This is a genomic window from Pseudogemmobacter humi (assembly GCF_900609055.1).
Taxonomy (GTDB): Bacteria; Pseudomonadota; Alphaproteobacteria; order Rhodobacterales; family Rhodobacteraceae; genus Pseudogemmobacter; species Pseudogemmobacter humi.
This window is the reverse complement of sequence record NZ_UXAW01000119.1, coordinates 1-25,962: the sequence shown is the minus strand read 5'-3', so window position 1 is coordinate 25,962 and position 25,962 is coordinate 1. Positions and strand designations below refer to the sequence as shown.

Sequence of the window (25,962 nt, the reverse complement as noted above, 5' to 3'; positions counted from 1 at the left end):
TGATCACAAGCGATCATAAGGAAGAAGCGTTCGGAACGCCGGAGGTGACCTGGCTGCCCGAGGCTGTCCTGGACAAGGCGGCGCTGCTTTTGCAGTTCACCAGCGCCCTTGCCGATCACAGGCTGCGCCCCGGCGACCGGCTGCCCAATGAGCGCAGGCTGGCCGAAGAAAGCGGCCTGTCGCGCGGCGCCGTGCGCGACACCCTGGCCGAGCTGGAGCGGCGCGGGATCCTGACCCGTCATGTCGGCCGCGGCACCTATATCGCGGCGGCGGGGGCCGGCGATGGCCCGGCTGCTCTGCCCGCCCTGCCGGATCGGTCGCAGGGCTGGCCTCTGACCGATTGCTCACCGGCCGAGCTGGTGGGGTTTCGTGTCGTGATCGAACCCGCAATCGTGGGGCTGGTTTCTTTCGCGGCCACCAATGCAGATCTTCAGCGGCTGGCGGATGCGGTGATCGCAGGGCGTGAGGTGCGCGACTGGATCGGCGCCGAGGCGGCGGATGCCCGGTTCCATGGCCTGCTTTTCGATTGCACCGGCAATCAGATGTTTCGCAGCCTGGGGCAGCAGATCCTGCTGCTGCGCTCGCAGCGCGCCTGGCAGATGCTGAAGGCAAGCAGCTTCTCGCCCGAGAAATGGGCGCATTACCAGGCCGAGCATGAGCAGATCAACGAGGCCATCCAGTCACGCGACGCGGAGCGGGCGACAAAGCTCCTGCGCGCGCATCTGACCGGGGTTCACCGAAATACCCTCCCGCTGAGCGGTGACCTTTAGCGGGCCACCGGGGCAGGTCCGCAGGCGGATTGCCATGCCGGGGCAACCGGGTTCATCCGCCGGACGGGATCATGACAGGCGGCGACCCGTGCCGCCTGGAACAGGACATGCCGCAGTTCCCGGGATTGGCCCAGGCTGCGCAAGGCAATCTCAGCGCTGAAGCAAAGAGCGGGCCTGCCGTCCCGTGACCGGCCGATGATCTTCACTGTCTCCACCGGCGCAGGCGGCCTTTCTTCCGGGGCCGCCGTGCCGGGCGCGCGGGGGACCGGGCCGCTTGCTGTCCGGCGATGCCTTTTGCGCCGGTCAGCCGGGCCACGCTGGCGATCAGAAGCTGGATCTGTCCGGCCCCTGCCGAGATCAGGAAAAGGCCCGCGATCAGCAAGGGGCTCGTCAGGGCACGATCCACCCAGTTCGGCCGGATCAGGTTCGGCGCGCGACCGCCAAAATAACTGACCTCAAGCGCCGTGCGCCCCGGCGCCGAAACGCCGACAAGGTGAAGCCCGCGCTGATCGGGGTCTTCGGGCAGCGTCAGATGACCATAGGTCAGCGCGGACTCCCCGTCTTCCAGAATCCGCACACTGTCGCCGCTGCGCAGAACGCCGCTCTTCACCGTCTCGGTCTGAGAACTCAGCAGCGGGCGTTCGCGGGCCTCGTAGCTGCCCGAGAGCAGCAGGCCGCTCTCGCCCGAAAGGGCGCTGCGCCCCAGAACCAGATGGCCTGCGAAACTGAGCGCCCCCAGTTCCGCCAGCCGCTCATGGCTGAGCACGACCAGGCTGCCATCCGGCAGCCCGGCAAGCCCGGTGATCCGCAGCGTAAGGCCGCGCGCGCCGCGATCGGTGATCGCCACCGTCGCCCCGTCATTCCAGGCGAGGGCGACCGGCCCGACGCTGCCGGCAAAGCGGCGGCTGTCGCATGGGCCGCTGCCGGGCGCGGCGCGCAGATCGATGCGCTCCAGCGGACGGCAGAGCATCGCTTCGCCCAGATCCCAGTGGCTCGTACCGCCCTCGAAGGTGATCACGGCGGCCAGCGTATCGGCCTCGATCAGGAAACTGCGCCGGGCGCGGAACGGATCCGCCAGCAGCACCGCCAGCAGGCCAATCGTCGCCAGCGGCAACAACAGCCCCGCCAAGGGCAGGATCCGGTTGGTGAGGCGCTCCATCTCAGCCCGCCGGGCCGCGCAGGGTCAGCGCGATTTCGCGCCCCATCTCGCCGCCCCGGAACGGGATCACCACCACATCGAGCTTCGGCTGTTCGAGCGCGCCCACAGGCAGCGGGCAAACCGTGTCGAACGCGATGCGCCCCGCCGCCGCCGAGGGCAGACAGGTCACCTCCGGCCAGTCGGGATGGCTGGTGAACAGAAGGAAGGTCTCATCGGCGCGCGAGGTGTTCAGCATCAGCAAGGGCTCGGTGCCGCCCCGCCACCGGACCAGCGCGATTTCCAGGCTGCTCCCGTCGCAATCGCCCTGCCAGAGCGCGGCCGTCACCTCGCCCGGGGGCAGGTCGATCAGGCGCGCGGGATCGGGGCTGGGATAGGGCAGCGGGATGGCGCCGCCCTGCCAGTCTTCGCTGACGTGGTAGCTGTTGCGCGATTCATAGCGGCCATCGGCGCTGGTCACCCGCAGGCACAGATCCGTGCCGCGCCAGTCGCCCGGGATCATCGCGCTGACGCTCAGATCGCTTTCGCCCGCGAAAGGGGCGGCTGCGGCGGCAAAGCCGACCACGACCGCGCCGGAAATCTCGGCCGCAGGGCGCCAGATTTCGTCGAAAGGTTGAGAGGTCAGCGCGACCGGGCTAACCTCCTGCGCGAGCGCCGCAAATGGCAGCAGAATGAAAAACGGGAGCCCCTTCGCCGACATGCGCATCCTCCGAACCTGCCTGCTGGTTGTGACAGTAGCCGCCGCCGCCGGCAATGGAACCTTTATTGCTGCCCAGACCGTGCGGATCGAAAGCGCGGGCGAGACCGGGCATGGCTTCCTCATCCACCATGCCGGCCTGTGCTGGGTGATCCTGCCGCGCCATGTCGCGGGCGACAGCCGCCGGGTGACCGTCTTTTCCGGCGCGCCGGTCGTCCATTCCCCCGCCCTGATCGAAACACCGTTCTGGGAGGGTATGGACCTTGCCATCGGCCAGTTGCGCGGCGCGGTGGAAGAGCGCTGCACCGCCGGCCTGCCGCTGATCTCGGGCGAGGTCAGGGCCGGGACAGGCGGAGAGGTTCATCTGCAACGCCTGCGCAGTTCGGGCGAGGTCGAGCGCATCCCGATGCAGATCACCCGCACCGACTACCTGACGCTGGAGGCGATGGTGACGAAACCCGGCGAAGAACTGTTCAAGGGCAGCAGCGGCGCCTTCCTGTTCGAGGGCGACCGCCCGATCGGCATGATCACCGAGGCGCTGACCCCGACCGAGGGCCGTTTCATCCGCATCGAGGAGATCGGCCAGAATATCGCCCGCCGCATCTCGCGCCAGGCCGCGCCCGTCGCGGCGGGCGGGGGCGCGGTGTCTGCGCCGGAGGCGCCCGACAGCGTCGGCCTCGCCTTTGAGGCGGTCTCGGCGATCCTGCCACCGCTGACCCCGGACCAGGGCGAGGCCAATCTGACCGGCCCCGGCCTCTATGCTTTCAGCCTCAGCCGTCCGAACCGTATCGCCTTCCGGGTCCGGGGCGAGGCGGCGGCGATCCTCAGCCGGGTGCGCATCCGGGCGACAGACGAGGAGGGCTTCGCCGTCCCGCGCGACATCACCGTCGAGGTCGCCGCCGACGGCGCGGGCCAGCGCGCGCGGCCCTTCGCCATGGGGGTGATGGGGCCGGACGGCACGCTGGAACTGACCGGCGCCGCCACCAGCGCCCGCTGGGTCTATGTCACCATCCGCAGCGCCTGGGACGAGGCCCCGGTCGGGATCGACGCGGTGAGTTTCCATTGAGGGAAGATGCCGCACCGGAGAAGGTGCGGCTTCGTTAGTGGCTTAGTTCGTCACCGGAATACGGATCGGCAGCGGTGCCGCGATATCAGATACCTTAACAAGTCCAGCTAATTCGCCCTGATCGTTGAGGCGTAGAATGTTCCACGAATCCCACATCCTGATGCTGATGCCATCATCCGAGATCCTGAACAGGCATGCGTTGGATCCCGAATAAGTATAGCAGGAACCGTACTTGTCGTAGTCGCTCACTTTCTGGCTTATGAAACCAACGGATTTGTCGTTCACCGTGCCGGAATAGTATTCGATCCAGCCGCGAAAGCGATCAGCATCCCCAGCCGATTTTCCGTCGACATAGATGTTGATAACCGGAGCCGTCTGGATAAAAGCCTCGAAGGCGGTGCGCTGCACGGTCGGATTGGGGCTGTAAAGCCCGGCGTTCAGCGCGATCCGCACCAGGTCGGCGTCGCCCGAGGCCAGCATGATCTGCATCGCCGCCAGCGCCCGCGCGGGATCAGGATCGGCCAGCAACGCCTGATATTCGTTGCCCGAGGCCACCTTCTTGTCCACCTGGGCCAGAATGTCCTGCGCCGAAAGGCTCTGCGCCTGCGCCATGAAGGGTGCCGCTATTGCAAGCGCGGCAAGGAAAAACCGGATCATCACAACTCCATCCGTCTGAAAGACAATGCATTAATATGCCTGAGCACCTGATCGTCGCGAATCTACGGCCGATCTTCGGTTCGGTAAAGTCATTGCCGACCAGTTTTCCCCCTGCACGTAAACCGCTGCCGGATTTTCTGAGGAAGCCCGGGCGACCATTGCGCGCTCTGATCCCTGCGCGGATCAGACGATGCCGATCCGTGGGGCGGAATGAGCGCCTCACAGTTTCCGGTATCAGGGATATGCTCCGCTTTGGGCGGGCTTTCCCGGCGCGGCCTGAGTGTCTCCGCGCAGTCAGACGCGGCTCAGACCGCCGCCAGACCCTGTTCGAGGAAGCGGTCCAGCATCGCCACTTCCCCGGCACTCAGCGTAATGCCCTGCGCCGCGGCTTCCGCCCGCGCCCGGAACCGGCGCTGCGACGGCAGCCGCGCGCCCTGGCCGAGGATCGCCCCGAACAGAACCTCGGCGCGGGCGAAGGGATCGCCGTCGCGGCCACGCGCAAAGGCCCGCGGCGAGAAGGCGAGGATCAGCTCGCCATGGCGCGGCGCCAGCGTGGTGGAGCCGAGGTAATCCAGCACCTCGGGGCTGGTCAGATCGCCGATCATGATGCCGGAGAGCAGTTCGATCATGGTCGAGATCGCCGAGCCCTTGTGGCCGCCGAAGGGCAGCATCGCTCCGGCAAGCGCCGCCTCGGGGTCGGTGGTGGGGCGGCCTTCGGCATCCAGCGCCCAGCCCTCGGGCAGTTCCTTCCCGGCGCGGCGGTGCAGTTCCACCTCGCCCCGTGCCGCGACCGAGGTGGCGAAGTCGAAGACGTAGGGATCCGCGTCCGCGCGCGGCCAGCCGAAGGCGAAGGGGTTGGTGCCCAGAAGCGGTTCGGTGCCGCCGGTCGGCGCAACCGTGGCATAGCTCGGGCACATCACCATCGCGGCCAGGCCATGGGCGGTCACGGCCTCGACCTCGGGCCAGAGCGCGGCCAGATGGGTGCAGTCGTTGATCACCATCGCCGCCATGCCCAGCTTGTCCGCCCGCGCCGCCAGGGCGGGCAGCGCCAGTTCAAAGGCCGCATTGGCGAAACCGCCCTGCGCATCGACCCGCACCAGCGCGCTGCCGTCGTCGGGCGCCAGCACCGGCATCGCCTGCGGGTTGACCTTGCCCGCCTTCACCGTGCGCAGGGTGCCCTCGATCCGGTAGACACCATGCGATTTGCAATGATCGCGCTCGCCCGCGGTCAGCACCCGGGCCATCGCGCCGGCCTGCACCCCGTTCATCCCGACGCCCCGGAAAATCGCCCCGATCCGGGCCTCAAGTTCCGCGACGCTATATGTGGTGCCCGACATCCGCGGCCCCTCCTCTGACTGTTCCCCCAATGACATGCCTCCAGGGCCTGCGGATGGTCAACCACCCCGGCCGCGGCACAGACGATTCTGCCGCAGCCACGGCGAAACCCCGCCCGGGGCGGGGGTGACGCGAAGTCATTCGGACCGCAGAACACGGAAAAACCCTGCCATTCACCGATCATGCGACGAAAGCATGCAGGAATATCGCCCGAACGGCGCCATATGGCAGCCAATCCGCCTTTTAATCGCCATGGATTCAGGTCGCTTGTATACTAATTGTATTTTTGATTTGCGTCAGCGCGCTTGACACCGGATAGTGAAGCGACGTGAATCGACGTCCAGCATCAGCTCAGGGAGAGAGTGGAATGAAAACCGGAATCCTTGCCTTCGGCCTGTCGGCCGCCACCGTGATGGCAGGCCCCGCACTGGCCGACAAACTCGATGACATCATCGCCTCGGGCAAGCTGCGCTGCGCCGTGGTGCTGGACTTCCCGCCGATGGGCTCGCGCGATGCCGACAACAATCCGGTCGGCTTCGATGTCGACTATTGCAACGATCTGGCCGCCGCGCTCGGCGTCACCGCCGAGATCGTCGAGACCACCTTCCCCGAGCGCATCCCGGCGCTGATGTCCGGCAATGTCGATGTGGCCGTCGCCTCGACCTCGGACACGCTGGAGCGCGCCAAGACCGTCGGCTTCTCGATCCCCTATTACGCCTTCGAGAACGCCGTGGTCACCAGCGAGAAGGCCGGGCTGACCGGCTGGGAAGACATGAAGGGCAAGACCGTCGGCGCCACCGCCGGCACCTATGAGGCGATCTGGCTGGAAGGCAAGGTCAAGGAATGGGGCGAGGGCGAGTTCCGTCCCTACCAGAACCAGGCCGACGTGTTCCTTGCCCTGTCGCAGGGCCAGCTCGACGCCACCGTCTCGACCATGGAAGTGGCCGAGGCCAACGTGAAATCGGGCAATTTCCCCGGCATCTCGATCGCCGACAAGGCGCCGATGGTGCCCGATTACGTCGCGCTGATCACGCTCCGCGAGGAATACGGCCTGATCAACTACATGGATCTGTTCATCAACCAGCAGGTCCGCACCGGCCGCTACGCCGAGCTTTACAAGAAATGGGTCGGCGACGGCGAGCCCGCCAACCTGTCGATCCCGGGCGTCTACCGCTGAACCTTCCGCCTTCCCTGCGGCGCGAGGGGTAACGCCCCCGCGCCGCTTCTCCGTTTTCGAGATGTGAGGCGGTCATGTTCAACTACAATTTCCGCTGGAATCAGGCGTTCAACTCGCTTCCGCAGATGCTGGAGGGGGCGCTGGTGACCATCGAGATCGCCGTGCTGTCGATGATGATCGGCATCACCGTGGCGATCACGCTTACCGTTTTCCGCCTGTCGGGCAACCGCTTCCTTTCGGCGATCGCCACCACCTGGGTCGAGATCGCGCGCAACACCCCCGCCCTGTTCCAGATCTATATGGTGCATTTCGGGCTGGGCGGCTTCGGCATCCACCTGTCGCCCTATATGTCGCTGCTGATCGGCATCGCCTTCAACAACGCAGGCTACCTGGCCGAGAATTTCCGCGGCGCGCTGAAAGCCATTCCCGACACCCAGACCCGCGCGGCGCGGTCGCTTGGCATGTCCTCGGGCCAGGCCTTCACCAATGTGGTGATGCCGCAGATGCTGCGCATCGCCTTCCTGCCGATGACCAACCAGATGGTCTGGGCGATCCTGATGACCTCGCTGGGCGCGGTGGTGGCGATGAACACCGACCTCTACGGAGTGACCAGCGAACTGAACGCGCGCAGCTTCCGCACCTTCGAGCTTTTCGCCATCGCGGCGGTGATCTTCTACCTGCTCACCAAAGCGATCACCCTCTCGGCCCGCCTGCTGGCGGCCCGGCTGTTCCGTTACTGAGGGGGCCCGCGATGTTCGATACCGCTCTGACCGTCAACGACCTGATCCTTCTCGCCAAAGGCGCGGGGATGACGCTCCTCGTGACCGCGATCTCGGTCTTTTTCGGCACCATCCTCGGCATCGTCTTCGGGGTGGTGCGCTATCAGATCGGCCCGTGGTGGGCCGCGCCGATGACCTTCGTGCTGGATATCTTCCGCTCGATTCCGCTCTTGATCCAGCTTGTGCTGGCCAATGCCTTCCTGACCGCGGTGCTGAAACTGAAGATGTCGGGCTTTGCCGTGGCCTGCGGGGTGCTCTCGCTCTACACCGCCGCCTATTGCGCCGAGATCGTGCGCGGCGGCATCGAATCGGTGCCGCTGACCCTGCGCCGCGCCGCGCGGTCGCTGGGCATGAGCTGGGGCCAGGACATGCGCAACATCGTTCTGCCGCTGGCGACCCGGGTGGCGCTGCCGTCCTGGATCGGGCTCGCGCTCGGGGTGATGAAGGATTCGGCGCTGGTCTATATCGTCCAGGTGGTGGAGCTGCTGAAATCCACGCAGATCCTGATCACCCGCCTTCAGGAACCGCTGTTCCTGCTGATGATCTGCGGGATGTTCTACTTCGTCATCTCCTTCCCCATTGCCCGTTTCGGCGGCTATCTGGAAAAACGGTGGTCCAATGATTGAGATCGAAAACGTCCGCAAAAGCTTTGGCCCGCTGGAAGTCCTCAAGGGCATCAACCTGACGGTGCCCAGGGGCGAGGTGCTGACCGTGATCGGCGGCTCGGGCTCGGGGAAATCGACGCTGCTGACCTGCATCAACGGGCTGGAGCCTATCGATTCCGGCAAGATCCTGGTCGACGGGATCGAGGTCCACGCCAAAAGCACCGATCTGAACAAGCTGCGCCAGAAGATCGGCATCGTGTTCCAGCAATGGAACGCCTTCCCGCATCTGACGGTGCTGGAAAACGTGATGCTGGCGCAGGTCAAGGTCCTGAAACGCTCGAAAGCCGAGGCGGGGGCCGAAGCCGAGAAGCAACTGAAACATGTCGGGCTGGGCGACAAGCTCTCGGTCTATCCTTCGCGCCTGTCGGGCGGTCAGCAGCAGCGCATGGCGATTGCCCGCGCGCTGGCGATGTCGCCCGATTACATGCTGTTCGACGAGGTGACCTCGGCGCTCGACCCGCAGCTGGTGGGCGAGGTGCTGGACACGCTGCGGATGCTGGCCTCGGAAGGCATGACGATGATCTGCGTCACCCATGAGATGAAGTTCGCGCGCGAGGTCTCGGACCGGGTGGCGTTCTTCCACAAGGGCGTGATGGCCGAGATCGCCCCGCCCGAAGAGCTGTTCGACGCGCCGAAAGATCCCGAACTGCGGCAGTTCCTGGCCGCGACGCATTGAGGGCATGATGAGCGATGTGATCGTCATCGGGGCGGGGGTCGTCGGGCTTTCCGCGGCTCTCGCGTTGCAGGCGCGGGGGCTGAAAGTCACGGTGGTGGACCGCGAAGGGCCGGCCGCCGGGGCCTCGGCCGGCAATGCCGGGGCCTTCGCCTTCACCGATATCCTGCCGCTGGCCTCGCCCGGGATCCTGAAGAAGGCGCCGAAATGGCTGCTCGACCCGCTCGGGCCGCTGTCGGTGCCGCCGGCCTATGCGCTGAAGATCGCGCCCTGGATGTTCCGGTTCTGGCGCGCCTGCTCGCCCGCGCGGGTGGCGCAGTCCACCACGGCGCAGACCGCGCTGATGGATCTGTCGAAAGCCGAGCTGGAGCCGTTTCTGGCCGCCACCGGCACCTCAGACATGCTGGAGAAGAAGGGCAATCTCCAGGTCTATGAGAGCGAGGCGGAACTCAACGCCTCGCTGCCCGGCTGGCAGGCGCGGGCGGAACACGGGATCGAGTTTCGCCATCTGCGGGCCGGGGAAATGGCCGAGCTGCAACCGGGCCTGTCGCCGCGGTTCACCCATGGCACCTTCACCCCCGGCTGGTATTCGATCAGCGACCCGAAGCTCTACACGCTCGCGCTGGCCGAGCGGTTCCGCGCGAATGGCGGCCGGATCGAGACCGCGGAGATCACCGCGCTGAACGCCGGGCCCGAGGGGGTCGAGGCGGTGGCGGGGATCCGCAGCCTGCGCGCCGCTCATGCGGTGATCTGCGCCGGGGCCTTCTCGCACCGGATCGCCCGCTCGGTGGGCGACCGCATCCCGCTGGAGACCGAACGCGGCTACAACACCACCCTGCCGCAGAACGCCTTCGATCTGCGCACCCAGGTCACCTTCGGCGGCCATGGGTTCGTGATCTCCCGGCTGTCCACCGGCATCCGGGTGGGGGGTGCGGTGGAGCTGGGCGGGCTGAACCTGCCGCCGAACTACAAACGCTCCGAAGCGATGCTGAAGAAGGCCCGCGCCTTCCTGCCGGGGCTGAACCCCGAGGGAGGCGTGCAGTGGATGGGCTTCCGCCCCTCGCTCCCGGACAGCCTGCCCGCCATCGGGCGCTCCAAAGCGTCCCCCCGGGTGATCCATGCCTTCGGCCACGGCCATCTCGGCCTGACGCAATCGGCGGGCACCGCGCGTCTGGTCGCCGATCTGGTGACCGGCACCGCGCCCGCAATCGACCTGACCCCGTTCTCTCCGCAGAGGTTCTGACCCATGGCCAACCATACGTTTTCCTGCCTCGACGGCCATACCTGCGGCAATCCGGTGCGCCTCGTCTCGGGCGGCGGCCCGCGGCTTGAGGGCCGCGACATGCTGGAGAAACGCGCCCATTTCCTGCGCGAGTTCGACTGGATCCGCACCGGGCTGATGTTCGAGCCGCGCGGCCATGACATGATGTCGGGCAGTATCCTCTACCCGCCGACGCGGGCGGATTGCGACGTGGCGGTCTTGTTCATCGAGACCTCGGGCTGCCTGCCGATGTGCGGTCACGGCACCATCGGCACCATCACCATGGGCATCGAGAACGGGCTGATCCAGCCGCGCGAGCCGGGGAAGCTGTCGATCGACGCCCCTGCCGGCAAGGTCGATATCGAATACCGACAGAACGGCCGCTTCGTAGAGGAAGTGCGGCTGACCAACGTGCCCTCGTTCCTCTACGCCGAGGGGATGACGGCCGAGGTCGAGGGTCTGGGCGAGATCGTGGTGGATGTGGCCTATGGCGGCAATTTCTACGCGATTGTTGAGCCGCAGAAGAACTTCCGCGACATGGCCGATTTCACCGCCGGAGAGCTGATCGGCTTCTCGCCGAAGCTGCGCCGGGCGCTGAACGAGAAATACGACTTCACCCACCCGGGCGATGCGCGGATCAACGGGCTGTCGCATATCCAGTGGACCGGCGCGCCGACCGTCGAGGGGGCGCATGCCCGCAACGCGGTGTTCTACGGCGACAAGGCCATCGACCGCTCGCCCTGCGGCACTGGCACCTCGGCGCGGATGGCGCAGCTGGCGGCGAAGGGGAAGCTGAAGGTCGGGGATGAGTTCTGGCATGAATCGATCATCGGCTCGATCTTCAAAGGCCGGGTCGAGGCGGCGGCCGAGGTCGGCGGGAAAGCTGCGATCATTCCCTCCATCGGAGGATGGGCGCGGCAGACCGGGATCAACACCATCTTCATCGACGACCGCGACCCCTATGCCCATGGATTCGTGGTGAAATGAGCGCCGCGCGCAGCATCCTGACCGGCAGCGCGCGGGGGCCGGTGCTGGCGACCGAAGAGCCGCTCAGCTTCTGGGGCGGTGTCGATCCCGCGACCGGCAGGGTGATCGACGTGCATCACCCTCTGCACGGGAAAAGCATCGCCGGATCGGTCCTGATGATGCCCTCGACCCGGGGGTCGTGCACCGGATCGGGGGTGATCCTCGATCTGGCGCTGAACGGGCGGGCGCCGGCGGCGATCATCTTCTCGCAGCCCGAGGATGTGGTGACTTTGGGCGCGCTGATCGCGGCGGAGATGTTCGGGAAACCCCTGCCGGTCCTGCGGCTGGAGCCCGGCGACTGGCAGCGGCTGGCGCAGGAACCCGAGGCAGCCGTCAGCCCGGCGGCCATCGAGGCCCCCGGTCTGACCCTGCCGGTCGCCCCGCCGGAAGCGTCAGACCTGGAGCTGACCGAAGCGGACCGCGCCATGCTGAATGGCGCCGAGGGCGAGGCCACCCGCCAGGCGATGCGGATCATCGTGGCGATGGCGGCCAATCAGGGCGCCGCGCGGCTGATCGACGTGACCCAGGCCCATATCGACGGCTGCATCTACGCCAGCCCCGCCAACCTGACCTTCGCCGAAAAGATGGCGGATCTGGGGGCAAAGGTGCGGGTGCCGACCACGATGAACGCGATCTCGGTCGACCGCGAGAACTGGCAGGCGCAGGGCGTGCCGCCTTCGTTCGGCGGCCCCGCGGCGCGGCTGGCCGATGCCTATGTGCGGATGGGGTGCAGGAACAGCTTTACCTGCTCACCCTATCTGCTGGACACGGCGCCGGCCGAGGGCGAGACCATCGCCTGGGCGGAATCGAACGCGGTGATCTATGCCAATACCGTGCTGGGCGCGCGCACGGCGAAACACCCGGATTTCCTCGACCTCTGCATCGCGGTGACGGGCCGCGCGCCGCTCGCGGGGGTCTATCTGGATGAGCACCGCCGCGCCGCGCGGGTGATCGACATCGGGATGCCCGAGGGCGCGGATGACGCCTTTTGGCCTCTGATCGGCTGGCTGGCGGGGCGGGCCTCACCCGACCGGATTCCGCTGCTCCGTGGGCTGGCGCAGGCCGCCCCTGATCCCGAGGCGCTGAAGGCGCTTTGCGCGGCCTTCGGCACCACTTCGGCGGCGCCGATGCTGCATGTGGAAGGCGTGACCCCCGAGGCGCATCTGATCCGCGAAGATGCCGACCATGCCCGGATCACCCGCGACGATATGGCTGAGGCCTGGCGCATCCTGAACGAGGGGCCGGAAGAGGTGGAGCTGATCGCCATCGGCAGCCCCCATGCCTCGCACCAGGAATGCCGCGCCTTCGCGGGTCTGCTGGCGGGGCCGGTCGCGATCCCCACCATCATCACCGCCGGCCGCCAGGTGATCGCCGGGCTGCGCGCGGACGGCACGCTCGCGCGGCTGGAGCAGTTCGGTGTCCAGGTGCTGCCCGATCTGTGCTGGTGCTCGATCTCGGAGCCGGTGTTCCCGACCGCCACAAGGGCGCTGATGACCAATTCCGGCAAATACGCCCATTACGGGCCGGGGCTCTCCGGGCGCGCGTTGCGCTTCGGCAGCCTGGCCGACTGCGCCCGGACCGCGCTCAGCGGCCACGCCGCAAAGACCCTTCCCCCCTGGCTGGAGTGACCCCATGCGCAGCGTCAAGACGATCCATGTGATTTCCGCCCATGCCGAGGGCGAGGTCGGCGACGTGATCGTCGGCGGCGTCCGCCCACCGCCCGGGGACACGATCTGGGAACAGTCGCGCTGGATCGCCGAAGACAACACCCTGCGCAATTTCGTGCTGAACGAGCCGCGCGGGGGCGTGTTCCGCCACGTCAACCTGCTGGTGCCGCCGAAACACCCCGAGGCCGACGCCGCCTGGATCATCATGGAACCCGAGGACACGCCGCCGATGTCGGGCTCGAACTCGATCTGCGTCTCGACCGTGCTGCTCGACAGCGGCATCGTGCCGATGCAGGAGCCCGAAACCCGCATGGTGCTGGAGGCCCCCGGCGGGCTGGTGCGGGTGCGCGCGGAATGCCGGAACGGCAAGGCCGAGCGGATCTTCGTCGAAAACCTGCCGAGCTTCGCCGAACGGCTGGACGCGAGGATCGAGGTCGAGGGGCTGGGCACCCTGACGGTGGACACCGCCTGGGGCGGCGACAGTTTCGTCTTCGTCGATGCGCGCAGCCTGGGGTTCTCGCTGACGCCGGACGAGGCGCATGACATCGCGAAGCTCGGCGTCAGGATCTCGGACGCCGGGACCGAACAGCTTGGCTTTCGCCACCCGACCAACCCGGACTGGACGCATTATTCCTTTTGCCTGTTCGCCGGGCCGGTCGCCCGCCAGGGCAACGATCTGCGCGCGGGCGCAGCGGTGGCGATCCGGCCCGGCAAGGTCGACCGCTCGCCCACCGGCACCGCGCTTTCGGCCCGGATGGCGGTGCTGCACGCGCGCGGGCAGATGACCGAGGCCGACCGGCTGACGGCGGTGTCGCTGATCGGGTCGGAGTTCACCGGCCGCATCCTCGGCACCACCACGGTGGGCGAGATCCCGGCGATCCGGCCCGAGATTTCGGGCCGCGGCTGGATCACCGGGATCCATCAGCACATGCTGGACCCGTCAGACCCCTGGCCCGGCGGTTACCGGCTCTCGGACACCTGGGGCGCGCGCTAGGTCAGCGACCGGATTTCGGTCAGATCGCGCAGGATATGATCCGGCGCGCAACCGGCACCCACCCCCGCTCCGCTGTGATCGGGAAAGGCCACCTGGGTGACCATGGCGCCATCGGCACCTGTTCAAAGGCCATCGCGATTCTCCATGGTGCAGACGACAGAGCGATCAAACCCGAAGTCTGATCGGCGGAATCATGTTTAAAGTTGCAGGGGGCGAATCCCGGCCCGGAGTGATGCAAAGAGCGCCGTTGCAGAAGACCCGGTCAGTCGGGCTGATCAGTCTGCAATCCATCCGGTTCGAGAGGCCGAACGGTCAGATCATGCCCCGGGCCCCAGATCCGATCCAGGCAGCCGGCCTTCCGGGCCGGGCGGAGGCGGTCCCGGTCTGCAAAGGCGACCGCACTCATCGGAGAAGCCGGCCCCGTCGGGAGGGCGGCGAGACGTGAGTTTGCGGAGACGGGCAACCGCCACATCCGCGGGCCCCAGGGGCGGCGGCTCGCAGCAGTGAACAGTTCGGCTGGGGATTGGGCTGGCGACATCGCTGACTCTCAGATCCATCTTATTGCCAGGAATGCGGCGTCTGCCGCAGGTCGTGACAAGAAGCAGCTTGAACTGCTCTGAGGAAATATGAAAACTCATATATATGGGGATTAAAGAAGGAAAAATATGGTTCGCTTCACCCTTCGTCAATGTGCCTATTTCCGCGCCGTGGCGGAACATGGCGGCATCGCACAAGCGGCGAGAATCCTGAACATATCGCAACCTTCCGTCGCCCAGGCCATTGAAAAGCTTGAGCATATGACCGGCCTCATGCTGTTCGACCGGCACCATGCCAGGGGGCTGAGCCTGACATTGCAAGGGCGGATGTTCCTGAAGCATGTCGAGGGTCTGCTACAGCAGGCTGAACAGGTTGAGCGCGAGGCCGCAGCCCTGGCCGCGGAAAGGGCGGGTGAGATCCGGCTGGGCGTATTCTGGACCCTGTCTCCCTTCTATGCCGCCGGGCTGATCCGCAGTTTCCACACAATTTTGCCGGGTATCGTGGTCCGGCATCAGGAAATGTCGCTGGTCAGCCTTGCAGATACATTGCGCGACGGCACCATAGACTTTGCATTGACCTATGAGCGCGGCGCCGAACTGAGCGACATGGCGCTGATCGAACTTGCCGCCCCGAAGCCGATGGTCGTGCTCGCGGCGGATCATCCCCTTGCCGCGCGCGAATCCGTGAATTTACATGACCTTGCGGACGAACCCTATGTCTTGCTGGATGGGCCGGGCAGCCGCAGCTACTTTGTGGAGTTGTTGGCCGAGGGCGGGATTACGCCGCAAATCTCTTATGTATCGACCTCGATGGAGGCCGTGCGCAGTGCGGTCGCCTCGGGCTTTGGTTTCACCCTGCTGGTGATGCAGCCCCCCTCGAACCTGACCTACGATCGCCGCGAGATCCGTGCCCTGCGCATCGAAAATGACATTCGCCCCCTGCGCATCGTGCTGGCGTCGCGCGATGGCATGCATCGCGGACCGATAACCCGGCGGTTCACCGATCATGCGATCAGCTACTTCGCCGCGCTCGGGGAAGGCGGGCGCTGAGGAAGCAAAGGCCGCCGCCCGCGTGGTCTGTCGCAAACTATGGCGCGCCCCGGACGCCTGTCATGGCTGCCTCCTTTTGCAGCCAGTCGATCAGTTGCCGGCAGCGCGTGCTCAGGGCCCGGCCCTCTGGCCAGACGAGCCAGTATCGGTAGTCCGACAGCACGATATCGAAGGGCTGGATGAGTTCGCCCGATTCGATCTGCGGCCGCAACAGCCGCGCGGCACCCAGCATGATTCCCTGGCCGCTGATCATGCTCTGGTAGCGGACGTTGGTGTCGTCGATCAGATAGGATTGCATTCCCTCTGTTTTCGAGACCCCGGCGTATTCGAACCATTCCGTCCAGCCCAGCCGGTTTTCCTCATGCAGCAGCGTGAAGTTCCTCAGGTCTTCCGGGGTTTGCGGCACACCCATCCGCCCCGCCAGGGAGACATGCATGATGGGTGACAGCCCGCCCACGACCAGGGGAACGTAAGACATGCTGTCCAGCGGCGTCTTGCCCCAGACCACCGCCAGTTCGGCGCGATCGAAGTCGTGCGGCGCGAGAAAGTTCTGATGGATAAGATTCAGCGAGATCCGGGGATGCTCGGCCCAGAAGGATTGCAGCCGCGAAGCAAGCCAGAAGCTGGAGAAGAATGGCCGGCAGATCAGCGTGACCTGACGCGAATTGCTCTGCTGACGGATCTGTTCGATCGCCGAGCCGATATCGCGGAACGGGCCGCTCAGGCGCTGGTAGAGATGCGCCCCTTCCTGGGTCAGCGCCAGTTGCCTCGCTTCGCGCAGGAACAGCTTCGTTCCGAGATATTCTTCCAGCGTGCGGATCTGATGGCTGACCGCCGAGGGTGAGACATTCAGCTCTTTCGCGGCGAGCACGAAATTCAGATGGGTCGCGGCGATCGTGAAGACCCGCAGCCCGTTCAGGTGCATGAGGTTGCCCGCCGCCATCCCGTTGCCCCGTTTCCTGCCCGGCCGCCATAGGCGGCGCATCTGGTCCGATCCCGCATCATCCTGCCTGCGCCGCGGCGGCATCGCAAGCGCCCGGATGTGAAGATCGGTGAGAAAATCTCATCTATCGCTGAATTATCGATGTTTCTCAAAGATGCATCTGACTTGTAGTCATACCTCAAGCGAACAGGTCGTCCAGTGACATAGCCATGAGGGTTTTCATATGAATCAGCCTCTTCTCACCTCTCCCGTCCCGCTTGAAGACCTGCATTCCAGCACGCTGGACGCGGAGACTGTCATTGCGTTGCCAGCCAGCGTCTTTTCCAGCAGTGAATTTTTCGACTTTGAAATGAACGCCGTATGGCGGCATGAATGGTTCTGCGTGGGCCACGCCAACGAGATTCCGAACCCGGGGGATTACTATACGATCCGGGTCGGGAAGGATCCGCTGATCGTGCTGCGCGACCGGGACCGGAAGGTCCAGGTTCTGGCCAATGTCTGTCAGCATCGCGGGATGATCCTTGTCGAGGGGCGCGGCAATCTGCGCCGCCTGCGCTGCCCGCTTCATGCCTGGACCTATGATCTGTCGGGCAAGCTGATCGGGGCTCCGGGGCTGACCGATGGCGGGGCGGATGGCGAATCCGTCGCCCATGTCTGCATCCCGCGCATCCGCACCGAGATCTGGGAAGGTTTCGTGTTCATCACCATGGATGAAAGCCTGCCGCCGGTTGGCGAGCGGCTGGCGAAGCTGGGTCAGCAGCTGCGCAATTACGATATGGCCTCGCTGCGCGGGGCAGCTCCGCTCCATCTCGAAGAATTCGACTGGAACTGGAAGATCTTCAACGACGAATGCTACCACTGCATGTATCTCCACTCCAGTTCCTGGGGAGATATGTATGAACTCAGCCGCGGCCAGACCCTGGACGAGGCGGTCGAGTTCAACGATCTCGACAAGGGGGTCATTTCCTACAACCTGTGCAGCACGCATCGCGATGCGGCGCCCACCCATACCAAAACGATCCTCCAGCCGCCGATCGCGGGGCTGAGCGATCAGGAGCGCACCCAGCTCAGCTATGTGACGGTGGCGCCGAACCTGTTGATCGTCGCCATGCCCGACAAGGTGAAATACTTCCTCTGGCTGCCGGTGGGGGCGCAGAAATCGCTCTATGCGGTCAGCTGGATGTATCCCGAATCCACCCTCGCCCGCGAAGATTTCCGCGAGAATTACGAGCGTGAGGTGAAGGATCTGGGCCCGGTGATGGAGGAAGATCTCTACGCCTGGCGCAGCTGCCAGCAGGGCTACAACTCCAGCTTCTCGGCGCGCGGCCCGCTGGCGCCCGAGGAAGAGGTGATCAAGCGCCTTCAGACCTGGCTCGTGCGCAAATATGCGGCCGAAGAGGCCCGGGCCCGCGCGACGGTCCAAGCGGCAGAATGATGGGCGCGACGCAACATATCGCTGCCCGGGTCGCCCGGCTGGAGGCAGCCGGAGACGGCATCCTCCGGCTGGTGCTGGTGCCCGCCGGTGGCGAGTGTTTCCCCGCCTGGGAGCCGGGCGCCCATGTCGATCTGATCCTGCCCGGCACCGGGCGGGACGGTGAGCCGCTGATCCGGCAATATTCGCTTTGCGGCGATCCGGCGGACCTGACGGAATACCGCTTCGGCATTCTGCGCGAGCCGGATGGCCGCGGCGGCTCGGCCTGGATCCACGACCGGCTTCAGGTTGGAGACGAGATCGCGGTCAGCGCGCCGCGGAACCATTTTCCCTTCACCCCGGGAGAGAAGACCCTGTTCATCGCCGGGGGGATCGGCATCACGCCGGTTCTGCCGATGGCGCACCGTGCACAGGCTGAAGGTCGCGACTGGCAACTGATCGTCGCGGCGCGCAATCGGGGGCGGCTGCCGTTCCTGGCCGAACTGGCCGCCCTGCCGCAAGACCGCATCCGCTGTCACTGCGATGACGAGGCGGGGATGCTGGATCTGCCGAAGCTGCTGTCGTTCCTCGGGGCGCAGACCACGGTTTACTCCTGCGGGCCAGGGCCGTTGCTCGATGCGCTGCAAAAGCTGAACGAGGGCGCGCCCTGGCAGCTTCGGATCGAGCGTTTCTCCGCCGCGCCCCAGGCCCCGGCATCCGCGAACCGGCCGTTCGACGTGATCTGCCGCGCCAGCGGCAAGCGGCTGCATGTGCCCGCGGACATGAGCCTTCTTCAGGTGCTGCGTCAGGCCGGGATCAAGGTGGAAAGCTCCTGCCGCGACGGGGTTTGCGGCACCTGCGAGACCCGGGTCCTGGCGGGCACGCCCGACCACCGCGACAGCGTGCTGAGCGCCGAAGAGCGCGAGGAGGGCGACTACATGATGGTCTGCGTCTCGCGCGCCTGCGGCGACGTTCTCGAACTCGACATCTAGGGACAGCGGATATGGAAAGACTGAAAATCGTCGTGACGGGGGGCTCGGGCCGGGTGGGGCGCCATGTCATCACCTGCCTCGCCTCGGGCCATGAGGTGATCAACGCCGATCTCGCGCCGCCCGCCGAAGACGCGCCCGCCTGCGGGGCGACTTATATCCGCGCCGACATCATGCAGATGGACGATCTGCGCCAGGCCTTCCGCGGCGCCGATGTGGTGATCCATCTGGCGGGCCTGGATTACGACTGGGGCTGCCCGGACGAGGCCTATATCAACGTCAACACCCGCGGCAGCTGGCATGTGCTTCAGGCCGCCGAGGAGGCGGGCGTCCGCCGGGTGGTGCTGTGCTCCTCGATCTCGATCTGCGGCTTGCAGGAGATGCGGCCCGACTGGAAGCCGCAAAGCCTGCCGGTGGATGAACGCCACGAGAACCGCCCGGTCTATGCCTATGGCGTCAGCAAGCAGATCGCCGAGCTGATGGGCCAGAGCTTCGCCCGCCGCGGCACCATCGAGGTGGTCAGCCTGCGCCCGCTCGCGGTCGTGCTGCCCGAGACGCTGGGGCAATATATCGACTTCGTCGATGCGCCGGGCCGCAACTGGCTGTTCTACTACGTCACCGCAGGCGATCTGGCCCGCGCCTTCCGCGCCGCGGCCGAAGTGCCGGGGATCAGCGGCGAAAGCTTTTACATCGGCGCCGACGACAGCTCGCACCCGCAGCCGACGCTGGACTGGGCCGCCCGGATCCTCGGCGCGCTGCCGGAAACGCTCGACCGCGCGCGTTACAAATCCGATCCGCGCGCCTCGGTCTTCAGCAACGCGAAGGCGCGCAGGCTGCTCGGCTGGGCGCCCGGTTCGGATTTCGCGCAGTTGCGCGCGGCCCATGCCGCAACCCGGCACGACGATATGGAAAAGGTGTAAGCATGGATTACGTCAGAACCGGCAAGGTCGACTGGACCGGCGACAACCCCCCGATCTATCTCAAGACCGACCCGCAGGGCGAGTGGTCCACGCTGGCGCTGTTCTTCCGCATCAACGGCTCGGACCTTGGCCGGGGTCACATGACCCTGGTGCTGGAAGACCCCTATGACCGGGGCGTGGCCAATCCGATCCGGCTGTGCTGCACCGACAACGCGCCGCTCGCCCGGTATCTGCTGGACGATTTCGTGCGCAAATTCGGTCTGTTCCGCCCGGCCCATGCCGCGATCGACGCGCTGGAAATCGTCTCCGGCGCGGTCTTCTCGGTCGAGGCGGATTATCCCCGCCACGTCACCGAAGTGGCTCAGTTCGACGGCCATCGGGTCGAAATGCGCTGGTCCGGCCTTCAGGAGATGTTCGCCGTCGCCCAGCCCCCGCAGGACAGCCAGACCGGACGGCACGAGATGTTCTCGGTGTTCCAGCCCGCCACTTCGGCCTCGATCACCTTCGATGGCAGGCCGCTGCCCGGCGCCACGGTCGAGCGCGACTTCTTCGACCGCCGCGCGCAATCCGCCGCGCTCGCGCACAGCGAGTCCTGGATCCGCGCCTGACGCACCCACCCGCAGCAAACCAGCCAGGGGACATCCGATGTCACAGCCAAATCCGAACGAGACCGCCTTTCGCAGGATGAATGCGGTCGATCCGGTCTGGGCCGGGATGTGCCGCCTCGGCAGCCTGCCGGGGCTGGAGCGCCGGGTCATCCTGCACGCCGGCCCTGCCCATACCGCCTTCGACGCGATCCCGGTCGCGGTGCGCAATTCGCTGGTGAATGTGGTGCTGCGGGAAGGCTGGGCGCCCGATGAAGCCAGCGCGCTGGATCTGCTGGCCAAAGGCGGGATCGCCATCGAGCCCGCGCAGGATCATGCCGTCTTCATCCCGCTGGCGGGCGCGGCGGGCCCTTCGGCGCAGCTGATCGCCGTCGGGGACCGCACCACCGGGCGGGCGGCTTACAGCCCGCTGAACGAGGGCATGGCGCTTTGCACGAGGCTTGGCATCCTGCACCCCGATCTGCCGCGCCATCTGCGCTGGCTGGACGAGGAGCTCGCGCCCTGGATCGCGGACCGGCTGGCCGCATCGCCTTTGCCGCTGTTTCCGCTGCTGCGCGAGGCCATCGCCCGCGAGGACGATTGCCATTCGCGCACGCTCGCGGGCTCGGAGCTGCTGGTCGCGGCGCTGTTGCAGCGCGGCGCGGCGGATGAGGCGGTGACGGCGTTCCTGGCCGCAGCCCCCGCCTTCGCGCTGAACGTCTGGATGGCGATGTGCGGGCTGATCGCGGGCGCCGCCGAGGGGGTGCCGGACGCGACGCTCGTCACCCATGCCGGCGGCAACGGCGTGCAGTTCGGCTTCCGCCTCGCCGGCGATCCCGGCCGCTGGCACCTGGCCCCCGCCCCGGCGATCCGCGGCGATACCGATCCGCGCCTCACGGATGCCGCGCCGCTGCCAGCCCTTGGTGACAGCGCCATCGTGGATGTGATGGGGCTCGGCGGGCAGATCCTCGCCAGCGCAGCCCCGGTGCGCGCGGCGCTGGCCGCCCATCTGCCGCCCGATGCACTCACCCGCCCTGCGCAGTTCCTGCACGGCCCGCTGGACGGCTTCGGCAGCCCCGCCGCGACCGACGCCGCCCGCGTGCAGGCCACCGGCCAGGGTCCGGTGATCCTCCTGGGGATGATCGACGGCTCTGGCCGCCATGGCCGCGTCGGCGGCGGCTGCGTGGCGACCAGCGCCGCCGATTTCACCACGGGCCGCTGAGGGAGAACGCCATGCGCTATCTGCACACGATGGTCCGGGTCGCCAGCCTCGACGAGGCGCTGCGGTTCTGGTGCGGCATCCTCGGCCTGCAAGAGGTCCGCCGCCGCGACTCGGCCGAGGGGCGCTTCACGCTCGTCTACCTCGCCGCGCCCGAGGATCTGGACGCGGCGCGCCAGAGCAATGCGCCGATCCTGGAACTGACCTGGAACTGGGATCCCGAGACTTATAGCGGCGGACGCAATTTCGGCCATCTCGCCTTCGAGGTCGCCGATATCTACGAGACCTGCCGCAGGATATCCGCGGCGGGCGTGACGATAAACCGGCCGCCGCGCGACGGATATATGGCCTTCATCCGCTCGCCCGACGGCATTTCCATCGAGCTTCTGCAAAGAGGCGAAAAACTGCCCCCGGCCGAGCCGTGGATTTCAATGCCCAATACCGGGAACTGGTAGTCAAATCCCGCTCCGCAGTGCTGACGGAATTATTTCGGCACGTCTCGCAAGATGTAAATCACATGCAGAATATAGCGAAAGATCCGCAATCATGAGCTGCGCCAGCCAGTCTGCATATCGGCATATCCGGGAATATATCAGCCGTATTGCGGAATACGAGCCGGATATCCGCGCTTTCGCGGCATATGACGCTGAAGATGTGCACGAACAGCTCTCCCGCATCGGCGAGACATCGGAAAAGACGCCGCTGGCCGGGCTTGCGCTCGGGGTAAAGGATATCATCGACGCCTTGCCCTATCCGACCGGCAGCGGATCGCCTTTGCACCGCGGCACGCGGCCGGCGCGGGATGCCGCGGCGGTGGCGCAATTGCGCGCTGCGGGCGCGGTGGTCATGGGCAAGACCGTCACCACGGAATTCGCCTTCTTCTCGCCCGGCCCGACCCGCAACCCGCATGATCCGGCCCGCACCCCGGGCGGATCCTCCAGCGGCTCGGCCGCGGCCGTGGCGGCGGGTTTCATCGACGCCGGGCTCGGTTCGCAGACCGCTGCCTCGATCACCCGGCCTGCCTCATATTGTGGCGTAGTGGGATTCAAACCGAGCTTCGGCAGCTACAGCCTTGCAGGCGCTGGTGGCCTCGCGCCCTCGTTCGATACCCTGGGGGTGTTGAGCAAGGATGTCACCACAGCGGCGGCGATTCATTCGGTTTTGGCAGGTCCGGTGCCCGCAGCGCCGGTTTCCGGGGCACAACCACCCCTCAGGATCGGCTTGTGCCAAACGCCGTGGTGGGACCAGGCCCAGCCTGCAACGCGGGATGTCATGACGCTGGCAGAAAAGGCTTTTTCGGCCGGCGCCCTGGTCGAAACCATCGATCTGTCCGCCTTTGCCGAAGGGGCGCGGCTTCATGCCGGGATCATGGCCTTTGAAGCGGCGCAGACGCTCGCAGCCGAGCTGGCCACGCAGCCCGAGGGCCTGAGCCCGGTTCTTCGCGCGATGCTCGCCTCGGGTATGAAAACCGATCGCGCCGACCACCGGCAGAACCTGCGGCAGGCGGCGGATCTGCGCGACCGCATTGCCGGTGTCTTCGACCGATACGATCTTCTGCTCGCCCCCGCCGCGCCGGGCGAGGCTCCGGCAGGTCTGGACGCAACCGGCGATCCGATCTTCAGCCGGCTCTGGAGTCTGCTGCATCTGCCCACGATCACCCTGCCCGGATTTACCGGCCCGGCCGGAATGCCGGTCGGTATCCAGTTGCTGGCGGGGCTGAATCAGGATGAGAAACTTCTTTCCCATGCGCTTTGGGCGGAAAAGCTGCTGCCCGTCCCGGCAAGGCCACCTTCTTTAAAAAAGCCTGAGCATCTCGGGTGATTTCATGACTGCGGGAAGGAAATGGAGCGGCAGTTTATTTTCTTCGGCGCGGCACTGAAACAATACAACGGCGAAAAGCCGGGAGAACAGGGAGATATCGGATGAATGCATCCTTTCAGCACAATGACTATGTGACTTTCGACAGCGTCCAGAAAAGCTATGACGGAGAAACGCTGGTTGTCAAAGATCTGAATCTCACGGTCGGTCGGGGCGAATTCCTCACCATGCTGGGGCCTTCGGGTTCCGGTAAAACGACATCGCTCATGATGCTTGCCGGTTTTGAGACGGCGACGCATGGCGAGATCCGGCTGGACGGTCGTCCGATCAACCAGGTTCCGCCGCACAAGCGCGGCATCGGCATGGTGTTCCAGAATTACGCGCTGTTCCCGCATATGACGGTGGGCGAGAATCTCGCCTTTCCGCTGGAAGTGCGCGGCATGGGCCGGGACGAGCGCGAGACGCGGATCCGGCGCGCGCTCGACATGGTGCAGATGGGCGCTTTCCTCAGCCGCCGTCCGGCGCAGCTCTCGGGCGGGCAGCAGCAGCGGATCGCGCTCGCCCGGGCGCTGGTCTTCGATCCGAAGCTCGTGCTGATGGACGAGCCGCTCGGCGCGCTCGACAAGCAACTGCGCGAACATATGCAGTTCGAGATCAAGCACCTGCACGAAAGCCTTGGGATTACCGTGGTTTACGTGACCCACGACCAGGGCGAGGCGCTCACCATGTCGGACCGCGTGGCGGTGTTCAACGACGGCCGGATCCAGCAGCTTGCCCCGCCCGCCGATCTCTATGAGCGGCCCGGGAACAGCTTCGTCGCGCAGTTCATCGGCGAGAACAACAAGCTGCCGGGCACGATCGAGGACCTGTCGGGCGGCAAGGCGCTGGTGCGGCTTGCGACCGGCGAGCTGATCGACGCGACGCCGGTGAATGTGACGGAAAAGGGCCAGAAGACGCTGGTCTCGATCCGCCCCGAGCGGGTGGAGTTCAAGCCCGAACTGATGCCCGCGGGCGCCCATACGCTGGAGGCCGAGGTGCTGGAGGTCATCTATATGGGCGACATCCTGCGCACCCGGATGCGCGTCGCCGGCACCGACGATTTCGTGGTGAAATGCCGCAATTCTCTTGACCAGCGGCGCTTCACACCCGGCGAACAGATTCAGATCGGCTGGCATCCCCAGGATGCGCGTGCGCTCGACGCGATATGACCACCAGCCGCTGCGCCGATCCGTCCGGGCGCGGACGATCATAACTCAAACCAATAAAACAGGGAAACCAGCAATGCAGAAACTGGCGCTTGCCACCGCTTTGGGTTGTGCGGCCTTTGCCGCCCAGGCAGATGTGACGGTCATGTCCTGGGGCGGAGCCTATGGCTTCGCACAGAACGAGGCCCATCTGAAGCCCTTCACCGAAAAGACCGGCATCAGGACGGTGATGGTCGATACCGACAATGCCGCCGGCCCGATCAAGGCCCAGGTCGAAGCGGGGAACATCACCATCGACGTGGCCTCGGTCGAACTCGCCGATGCGATCCGCCTTTGCGATGAAGGGCTTCTGGAGCCGATCGACCCGGCGATCCTGCCCGACGGCGCAGACGGCACGCCTGCGGCCGGGGATTTCTTTCCGGGCGGCCTGACGGCCTGCGCCGTGGGGACCGATCTCTGGGCGAATGTCATCGCCTTCGACGGTTCCAGATATACCGGCGAAAAGCCCTCGAAAGCGGCGGATTTCTTCGACACCGAGAAATTCCCCGGCAAGCGCGGGCTGAAGAAAAGCGCCAAGGCGGTCCTGGAACTTGCGCTGATGGCCGATGGTGTGCCGGCGGATGAGGTCTATGCGCTGCTGGAAACCGCCGAGGGCCAGGACCGCGCCTTCGCCAAACTGGATACGATCAAGAAGGATATCGTCTGGTGGGAAGCCGGCGCACAACCGCCGCAACTGCTTGCGGATGGCGAGGTGGTGATGACCACGGCCTATAATGGCCGGATCTTCAACGCCCGGATCGATGAAGGCAAGCCTTTCGAGATCATCTGGGACGGCCAGATCTCGGAACTCAACACCTATGTCATTCCGAAAGGCGCACCCAATCTGGAAGAGGCGCTCGAATTCATCAAATACGCGACCTCTACCGAAGGGTTGGCCGCCCAGGCGAAATACATCTCCTACGGCCCGCCGCGTCATTCCTCGAATGCGGTGGAGATCATTTACAAGGACGGCAGCACCGTTATGGGGCCGAACCTGCCGACCGCGCCTGAAAACCGGACCAATGCGCTGGAAACCTCGCTGGAGTTCTGGGTCGATCGCGACGCCGAACTGAATGAGCGCCTCAACGCCTGGCTTGTCCTGAACTGAGCCGGACCGGCCGGAGGGGGCTTCCCTCCGGCCTTGCCTTCATTTTCGCCCGGAGACTCAGATGGCTGACCTCACTGCCACCGCGGTTCCACGCAGCATGGCCCCGGAACAAGATGTGCCTCTGCGTCTTGCGCTTTCGCGGGCGCAGTCGCGTTCACGCCGCCGCGCGTTTCTTCTTGTTCTTCCGTTGCTTCTGTTCATCGTGATCACCTTCGTG

25 protein-coding genes are annotated in these 25,962 nt (G+C 66.0%); 20 read left to right on the top strand and 5 right to left on the bottom strand.

Annotated features, from left to right (window positions below; genetic code table 11):
• Positions 1 to 44: 44 nt before the first annotated feature.
• Positions 45 to 770 carry a FadR/GntR family transcriptional regulator gene (locus XINFAN_RS19790; protein WP_124088587.1) on the top strand — a complete coding sequence of 242 codons (726 nt, stop codon included), beginning with the start codon at positions 45 to 47 and terminating at the stop codon, positions 768 to 770.
• A gap of 202 nt (positions 771 to 972) precedes the next feature.
• Here XINFAN_RS19790 and XINFAN_RS19785 read toward each other — a convergent pair whose 3' ends face one another.
• Positions 973 to 1,929 carry a hypothetical protein gene (locus XINFAN_RS19785; protein WP_124088586.1) on the bottom strand — a complete coding sequence of 319 codons (957 nt, stop codon included), beginning with the start codon at positions 1,927 to 1,929 and terminating at the stop codon, positions 973 to 975.
• A gap of 1 nt (position 1,930) precedes the next feature.
• The gene (locus XINFAN_RS19780) at positions 1,931 to 2,626 is read right to left on the bottom strand and encodes a hypothetical protein (protein ID WP_124088585.1); all 696 of its coding nucleotides are present in this window, start codon (positions 2,624 to 2,626) and stop codon (positions 1,931 to 1,933) included.
• Between XINFAN_RS19780 and XINFAN_RS19775 the strand changes: the two genes are divergently transcribed.
• On the top strand, positions 2,625 to 3,689 hold the full coding sequence (locus XINFAN_RS19775; RefSeq protein ID WP_124088584.1) for a hypothetical protein: 1,065 nt from the start codon (positions 2,625 to 2,627) through the stop codon (positions 3,687 to 3,689). The two genes, XINFAN_RS19780 and XINFAN_RS19775, sit on opposite strands and share 2 nt — an antisense overlap.
• Positions 3,690 to 3,731: 42 nt before the next feature.
• Here the strand turns inward: XINFAN_RS19775 and XINFAN_RS19770 are convergent, their stop codons facing one another.
• Positions 3,732 to 4,346 (bottom strand): hypothetical protein, encoded by a 615-nt coding sequence (locus XINFAN_RS19770; protein ID WP_124088583.1) that lies wholly within the window; start codon positions 4,344 to 4,346, stop codon positions 3,732 to 3,734.
• A gap of 305 nt (positions 4,347 to 4,651) precedes the next feature.
• On the bottom strand, positions 4,652 to 5,683 hold the full coding sequence (locus XINFAN_RS19765) for an Ldh family oxidoreductase (protein ID WP_124088582.1): 1,032 nt from the start codon (positions 5,681 to 5,683) through the stop codon (positions 4,652 to 4,654).
• A 365-nt stretch (positions 5,684 to 6,048) separates the two neighbouring features.
• On the opposite strand from XINFAN_RS19765, the gene XINFAN_RS19760 reads away from it, so the two are divergent.
• The 9 genes from XINFAN_RS19760 to XINFAN_RS19720 all read left to right on the top strand — a co-directional run bounded on the left by XINFAN_RS19760 (position 6,049) and on the right by XINFAN_RS19720 (position 15,509).
• The gene (locus XINFAN_RS19760; RefSeq protein ID WP_124088581.1) at positions 6,049 to 6,858 is read left to right on the top strand and encodes an ABC transporter substrate-binding protein; all 810 of its coding nucleotides are present in this window, start codon (positions 6,049 to 6,051) and stop codon (positions 6,856 to 6,858) included.
• Between the two features lie 74 nt (positions 6,859 to 6,932).
• On the top strand, positions 6,933 to 7,598 hold the full coding sequence (locus tag XINFAN_RS19755; protein ID WP_124088580.1) for an amino acid ABC transporter permease: 666 nt from the start codon (positions 6,933 to 6,935) through the stop codon (positions 7,596 to 7,598).
• 11 nt (positions 7,599 to 7,609) lie between these two features.
• Positions 7,610 to 8,263 carry an amino acid ABC transporter permease gene (locus XINFAN_RS19750; RefSeq protein ID WP_124088579.1) on the top strand — a complete coding sequence of 218 codons (654 nt, stop codon included), beginning with the start codon at positions 7,610 to 7,612 and terminating at the stop codon, positions 8,261 to 8,263.
• Positions 8,256 to 8,978 carry an amino acid ABC transporter ATP-binding protein gene (locus XINFAN_RS19745; protein ID WP_124088578.1) on the top strand — a complete coding sequence of 241 codons (723 nt, stop codon included), beginning with the start codon at positions 8,256 to 8,258 and terminating at the stop codon, positions 8,976 to 8,978. Before XINFAN_RS19750 ends, XINFAN_RS19745 begins: the two co-directional genes overlap by 8 nt.
• Positions 8,979 to 8,982: 4 nt before the next feature.
• Positions 8,983 to 10,218, top strand: a complete 1,236-nt coding sequence (locus XINFAN_RS19740; protein ID WP_199286476.1) for an NAD(P)/FAD-dependent oxidoreductase — start codon at positions 8,983 to 8,985, stop codon at positions 10,216 to 10,218.
• A gap of 3 nt (positions 10,219 to 10,221) precedes the next feature.
• Positions 10,222 to 11,223, top strand: a complete 1,002-nt coding sequence (locus XINFAN_RS19735) for a 4-hydroxyproline epimerase (RefSeq protein ID WP_124088576.1) — start codon at positions 10,222 to 10,224, stop codon at positions 11,221 to 11,223.
• Positions 11,220 to 12,890: a cis-3-hydroxy-L-proline dehydratase gene (lhpI, locus tag XINFAN_RS19730; protein ID WP_124088575.1), complete on the top strand. Its 1,671-nt coding sequence runs from the start codon at positions 11,220 to 11,222 to the stop codon at positions 12,888 to 12,890. Before XINFAN_RS19735 ends, lhpI begins: the two co-directional genes overlap by 4 nt.
• A 4-nt stretch (positions 12,891 to 12,894) precedes the next feature.
• Positions 12,895 to 13,923 carry a trans-3-hydroxy-L-proline dehydratase gene (locus XINFAN_RS19725; protein WP_124088574.1) on the top strand — a complete coding sequence of 343 codons (1,029 nt, stop codon included), beginning with the start codon at positions 12,895 to 12,897 and terminating at the stop codon, positions 13,921 to 13,923.
• 665 nt (positions 13,924 to 14,588) lie between these two features.
• Positions 14,589 to 15,509 carry a LysR family transcriptional regulator gene (locus tag XINFAN_RS19720; RefSeq protein ID WP_124088573.1) on the top strand — a complete coding sequence of 307 codons (921 nt, stop codon included), beginning with the start codon at positions 14,589 to 14,591 and terminating at the stop codon, positions 15,507 to 15,509.
• A 37-nt stretch (positions 15,510 to 15,546) separates the two neighbouring features.
• Here the strand turns inward: XINFAN_RS19720 and XINFAN_RS19715 are convergent, their stop codons facing one another.
• Positions 15,547 to 16,452, bottom strand: a complete 906-nt coding sequence (locus tag XINFAN_RS19715; protein WP_160144676.1) for a LysR substrate-binding domain-containing protein — start codon at positions 16,450 to 16,452, stop codon at positions 15,547 to 15,549.
• Between the two features lie 349 nt (positions 16,453 to 16,801).
• Here XINFAN_RS19715 and XINFAN_RS19710 point away from each other — a divergent pair, with 349 nt between their 5' ends.
• From XINFAN_RS19710 to XINFAN_RS19670, 9 genes are all read left to right on the top strand, one after another.
• On the top strand, positions 16,802 to 17,887 hold the full coding sequence (locus XINFAN_RS19710; RefSeq protein WP_199286475.1) for an aromatic ring-hydroxylating oxygenase subunit alpha: 1,086 nt from the start codon (positions 16,802 to 16,804) through the stop codon (positions 17,885 to 17,887).
• Positions 17,887 to 18,855, top strand: a complete 969-nt coding sequence (locus XINFAN_RS19705) for a PDR/VanB family oxidoreductase (protein WP_124088570.1) — start codon at positions 17,887 to 17,889, stop codon at positions 18,853 to 18,855. Before XINFAN_RS19710 ends, XINFAN_RS19705 begins: the two co-directional genes overlap by 1 nt.
• 11 nt (positions 18,856 to 18,866) lie before the next feature.
• Positions 18,867 to 19,772 carry an NAD-dependent epimerase/dehydratase family protein gene (locus tag XINFAN_RS19700; RefSeq protein WP_124088569.1) on the top strand — a complete coding sequence of 302 codons (906 nt, stop codon included), beginning with the start codon at positions 18,867 to 18,869 and terminating at the stop codon, positions 19,770 to 19,772.
• A gap of 2 nt (positions 19,773 to 19,774) precedes the next feature.
• Complete coding sequence (locus tag XINFAN_RS19695) at positions 19,775 to 20,380, top strand: NAD-dependent dehydratase (RefSeq protein WP_124088568.1); 606 nt, start codon at positions 19,775 to 19,777, stop codon at positions 20,378 to 20,380.
• Between the two features lie 37 nt (positions 20,381 to 20,417).
• Positions 20,418 to 21,578: an oxamate carbamoyltransferase subunit AllG family protein gene (locus tag XINFAN_RS19690; protein ID WP_160144675.1), complete on the top strand. Its 1,161-nt coding sequence runs from the start codon at positions 20,418 to 20,420 to the stop codon at positions 21,576 to 21,578.
• Between the two features lie 11 nt (positions 21,579 to 21,589).
• Positions 21,590 to 22,030, top strand: coding sequence for a VOC family protein (locus tag XINFAN_RS19685; protein WP_124088566.1), 441 nt, complete (start codon positions 21,590 to 21,592; stop codon positions 22,028 to 22,030).
• A 91-nt stretch (positions 22,031 to 22,121) separates the two neighbouring features.
• The gene (locus XINFAN_RS19680; protein WP_124088565.1) at positions 22,122 to 23,396 is read left to right on the top strand and encodes an amidase; all 1,275 of its coding nucleotides are present in this window, start codon (positions 22,122 to 22,124) and stop codon (positions 23,394 to 23,396) included.
• 101 nt (positions 23,397 to 23,497) lie between these two features.
• A complete protein-coding gene (locus XINFAN_RS19675) occupies positions 23,498 to 24,601 on the top strand; it encodes an ABC transporter ATP-binding protein (RefSeq protein ID WP_124088564.1) in 1,104 nt (367 codons plus the stop codon).
• 73 nt (positions 24,602 to 24,674) lie between these two features.
• Positions 24,675 to 25,745 (top strand): ABC transporter substrate-binding protein, encoded by a 1,071-nt coding sequence (locus XINFAN_RS19670; protein WP_124088563.1) that lies wholly within the window; start codon positions 24,675 to 24,677, stop codon positions 25,743 to 25,745.
• Positions 25,746 to 25,962 lie beyond the last annotated feature (217 nt).

Excerpts from the sequence above, each read along its gene's own strand:
- XINFAN_RS19675 (WP_124088564.1), top strand. The coding sequence starts at position 23,498 with ATGAATGCATCCTTTCAGCACAATGACTATGTGACTTTCGACAGCGTC.
- XINFAN_RS19740 (WP_199286476.1), top strand. The coding sequence starts at position 8,983 with ATGATGAGCGATGTGATCGTCATCGGGGCGGGGGTCGTCGGGCTTTCC.
- XINFAN_RS19760 (WP_124088581.1), top strand. The coding sequence starts at position 6,049 with ATGAAAACCGGAATCCTTGCCTTCGGCCTGTCGGCCGCCACCGTGATG.
- XINFAN_RS19715 (WP_160144676.1), bottom strand. The coding sequence starts at position 16,452 with ATGGCGGCGGGCAACCTCATGCACCTGAACGGGCTGCGGGTCTTCACG.
- XINFAN_RS19680 (WP_124088565.1), top strand. The coding sequence starts at position 22,122 with ATGAGCTGCGCCAGCCAGTCTGCATATCGGCATATCCGGGAATATATC.
- XINFAN_RS19775 (WP_124088584.1), top strand. The coding sequence starts at position 2,625 with ATGCGCATCCTCCGAACCTGCCTGCTGGTTGTGACAGTAGCCGCCGCC.
- XINFAN_RS19785 (WP_124088586.1), bottom strand. The coding sequence starts at position 1,929 with ATGGAGCGCCTCACCAACCGGATCCTGCCCTTGGCGGGGCTGTTGTTG.
- XINFAN_RS19750 (WP_124088579.1), top strand. The coding sequence starts at position 7,610 with ATGTTCGATACCGCTCTGACCGTCAACGACCTGATCCTTCTCGCCAAA.
- XINFAN_RS19755 (WP_124088580.1), top strand. The coding sequence starts at position 6,933 with ATGTTCAACTACAATTTCCGCTGGAATCAGGCGTTCAACTCGCTTCCG.
- XINFAN_RS19700 (WP_124088569.1), top strand. The coding sequence starts at position 18,867 with ATGGAAAGACTGAAAATCGTCGTGACGGGGGGCTCGGGCCGGGTGGGG.
- XINFAN_RS19670 (WP_124088563.1), top strand. The coding sequence starts at position 24,675 with ATGCAGAAACTGGCGCTTGCCACCGCTTTGGGTTGTGCGGCCTTTGCC.
- XINFAN_RS19765 (WP_124088582.1), bottom strand. The coding sequence starts at position 5,683 with ATGTCGGGCACCACATATAGCGTCGCGGAACTTGAGGCCCGGATCGGG.
- XINFAN_RS19690 (WP_160144675.1), top strand. The coding sequence starts at position 20,418 with ATGTCACAGCCAAATCCGAACGAGACCGCCTTTCGCAGGATGAATGCG.
- XINFAN_RS19685 (WP_124088566.1), top strand. The coding sequence starts at position 21,590 with ATGCGCTATCTGCACACGATGGTCCGGGTCGCCAGCCTCGACGAGGCG.
- XINFAN_RS19725 (WP_124088574.1), top strand. The coding sequence starts at position 12,895 with ATGCGCAGCGTCAAGACGATCCATGTGATTTCCGCCCATGCCGAGGGC.
- XINFAN_RS19735 (WP_124088576.1), top strand. The coding sequence starts at position 10,222 with ATGGCCAACCATACGTTTTCCTGCCTCGACGGCCATACCTGCGGCAAT.
- XINFAN_RS19770 (WP_124088583.1), bottom strand. The coding sequence starts at position 4,346 with ATGATCCGGTTTTTCCTTGCCGCGCTTGCAATAGCGGCACCCTTCATG.
- lhpI (WP_124088575.1), top strand. The coding sequence starts at position 11,220 with ATGAGCGCCGCGCGCAGCATCCTGACCGGCAGCGCGCGGGGGCCGGTG.
- XINFAN_RS19720 (WP_124088573.1), top strand. The coding sequence starts at position 14,589 with ATGGTTCGCTTCACCCTTCGTCAATGTGCCTATTTCCGCGCCGTGGCG.
- XINFAN_RS19710 (WP_199286475.1), top strand. The coding sequence starts at position 16,802 with ATGAACGCCGTATGGCGGCATGAATGGTTCTGCGTGGGCCACGCCAAC.
- XINFAN_RS19745 (WP_124088578.1), top strand. The coding sequence starts at position 8,256 with ATGATTGAGATCGAAAACGTCCGCAAAAGCTTTGGCCCGCTGGAAGTC.
- XINFAN_RS19780 (WP_124088585.1), bottom strand. The coding sequence starts at position 2,626 with ATGTCGGCGAAGGGGCTCCCGTTTTTCATTCTGCTGCCATTTGCGGCG.
- XINFAN_RS19705 (WP_124088570.1), top strand. The coding sequence starts at position 17,887 with ATGGGCGCGACGCAACATATCGCTGCCCGGGTCGCCCGGCTGGAGGCA.
- XINFAN_RS19695 (WP_124088568.1), top strand. The coding sequence starts at position 19,775 with ATGGATTACGTCAGAACCGGCAAGGTCGACTGGACCGGCGACAACCCC.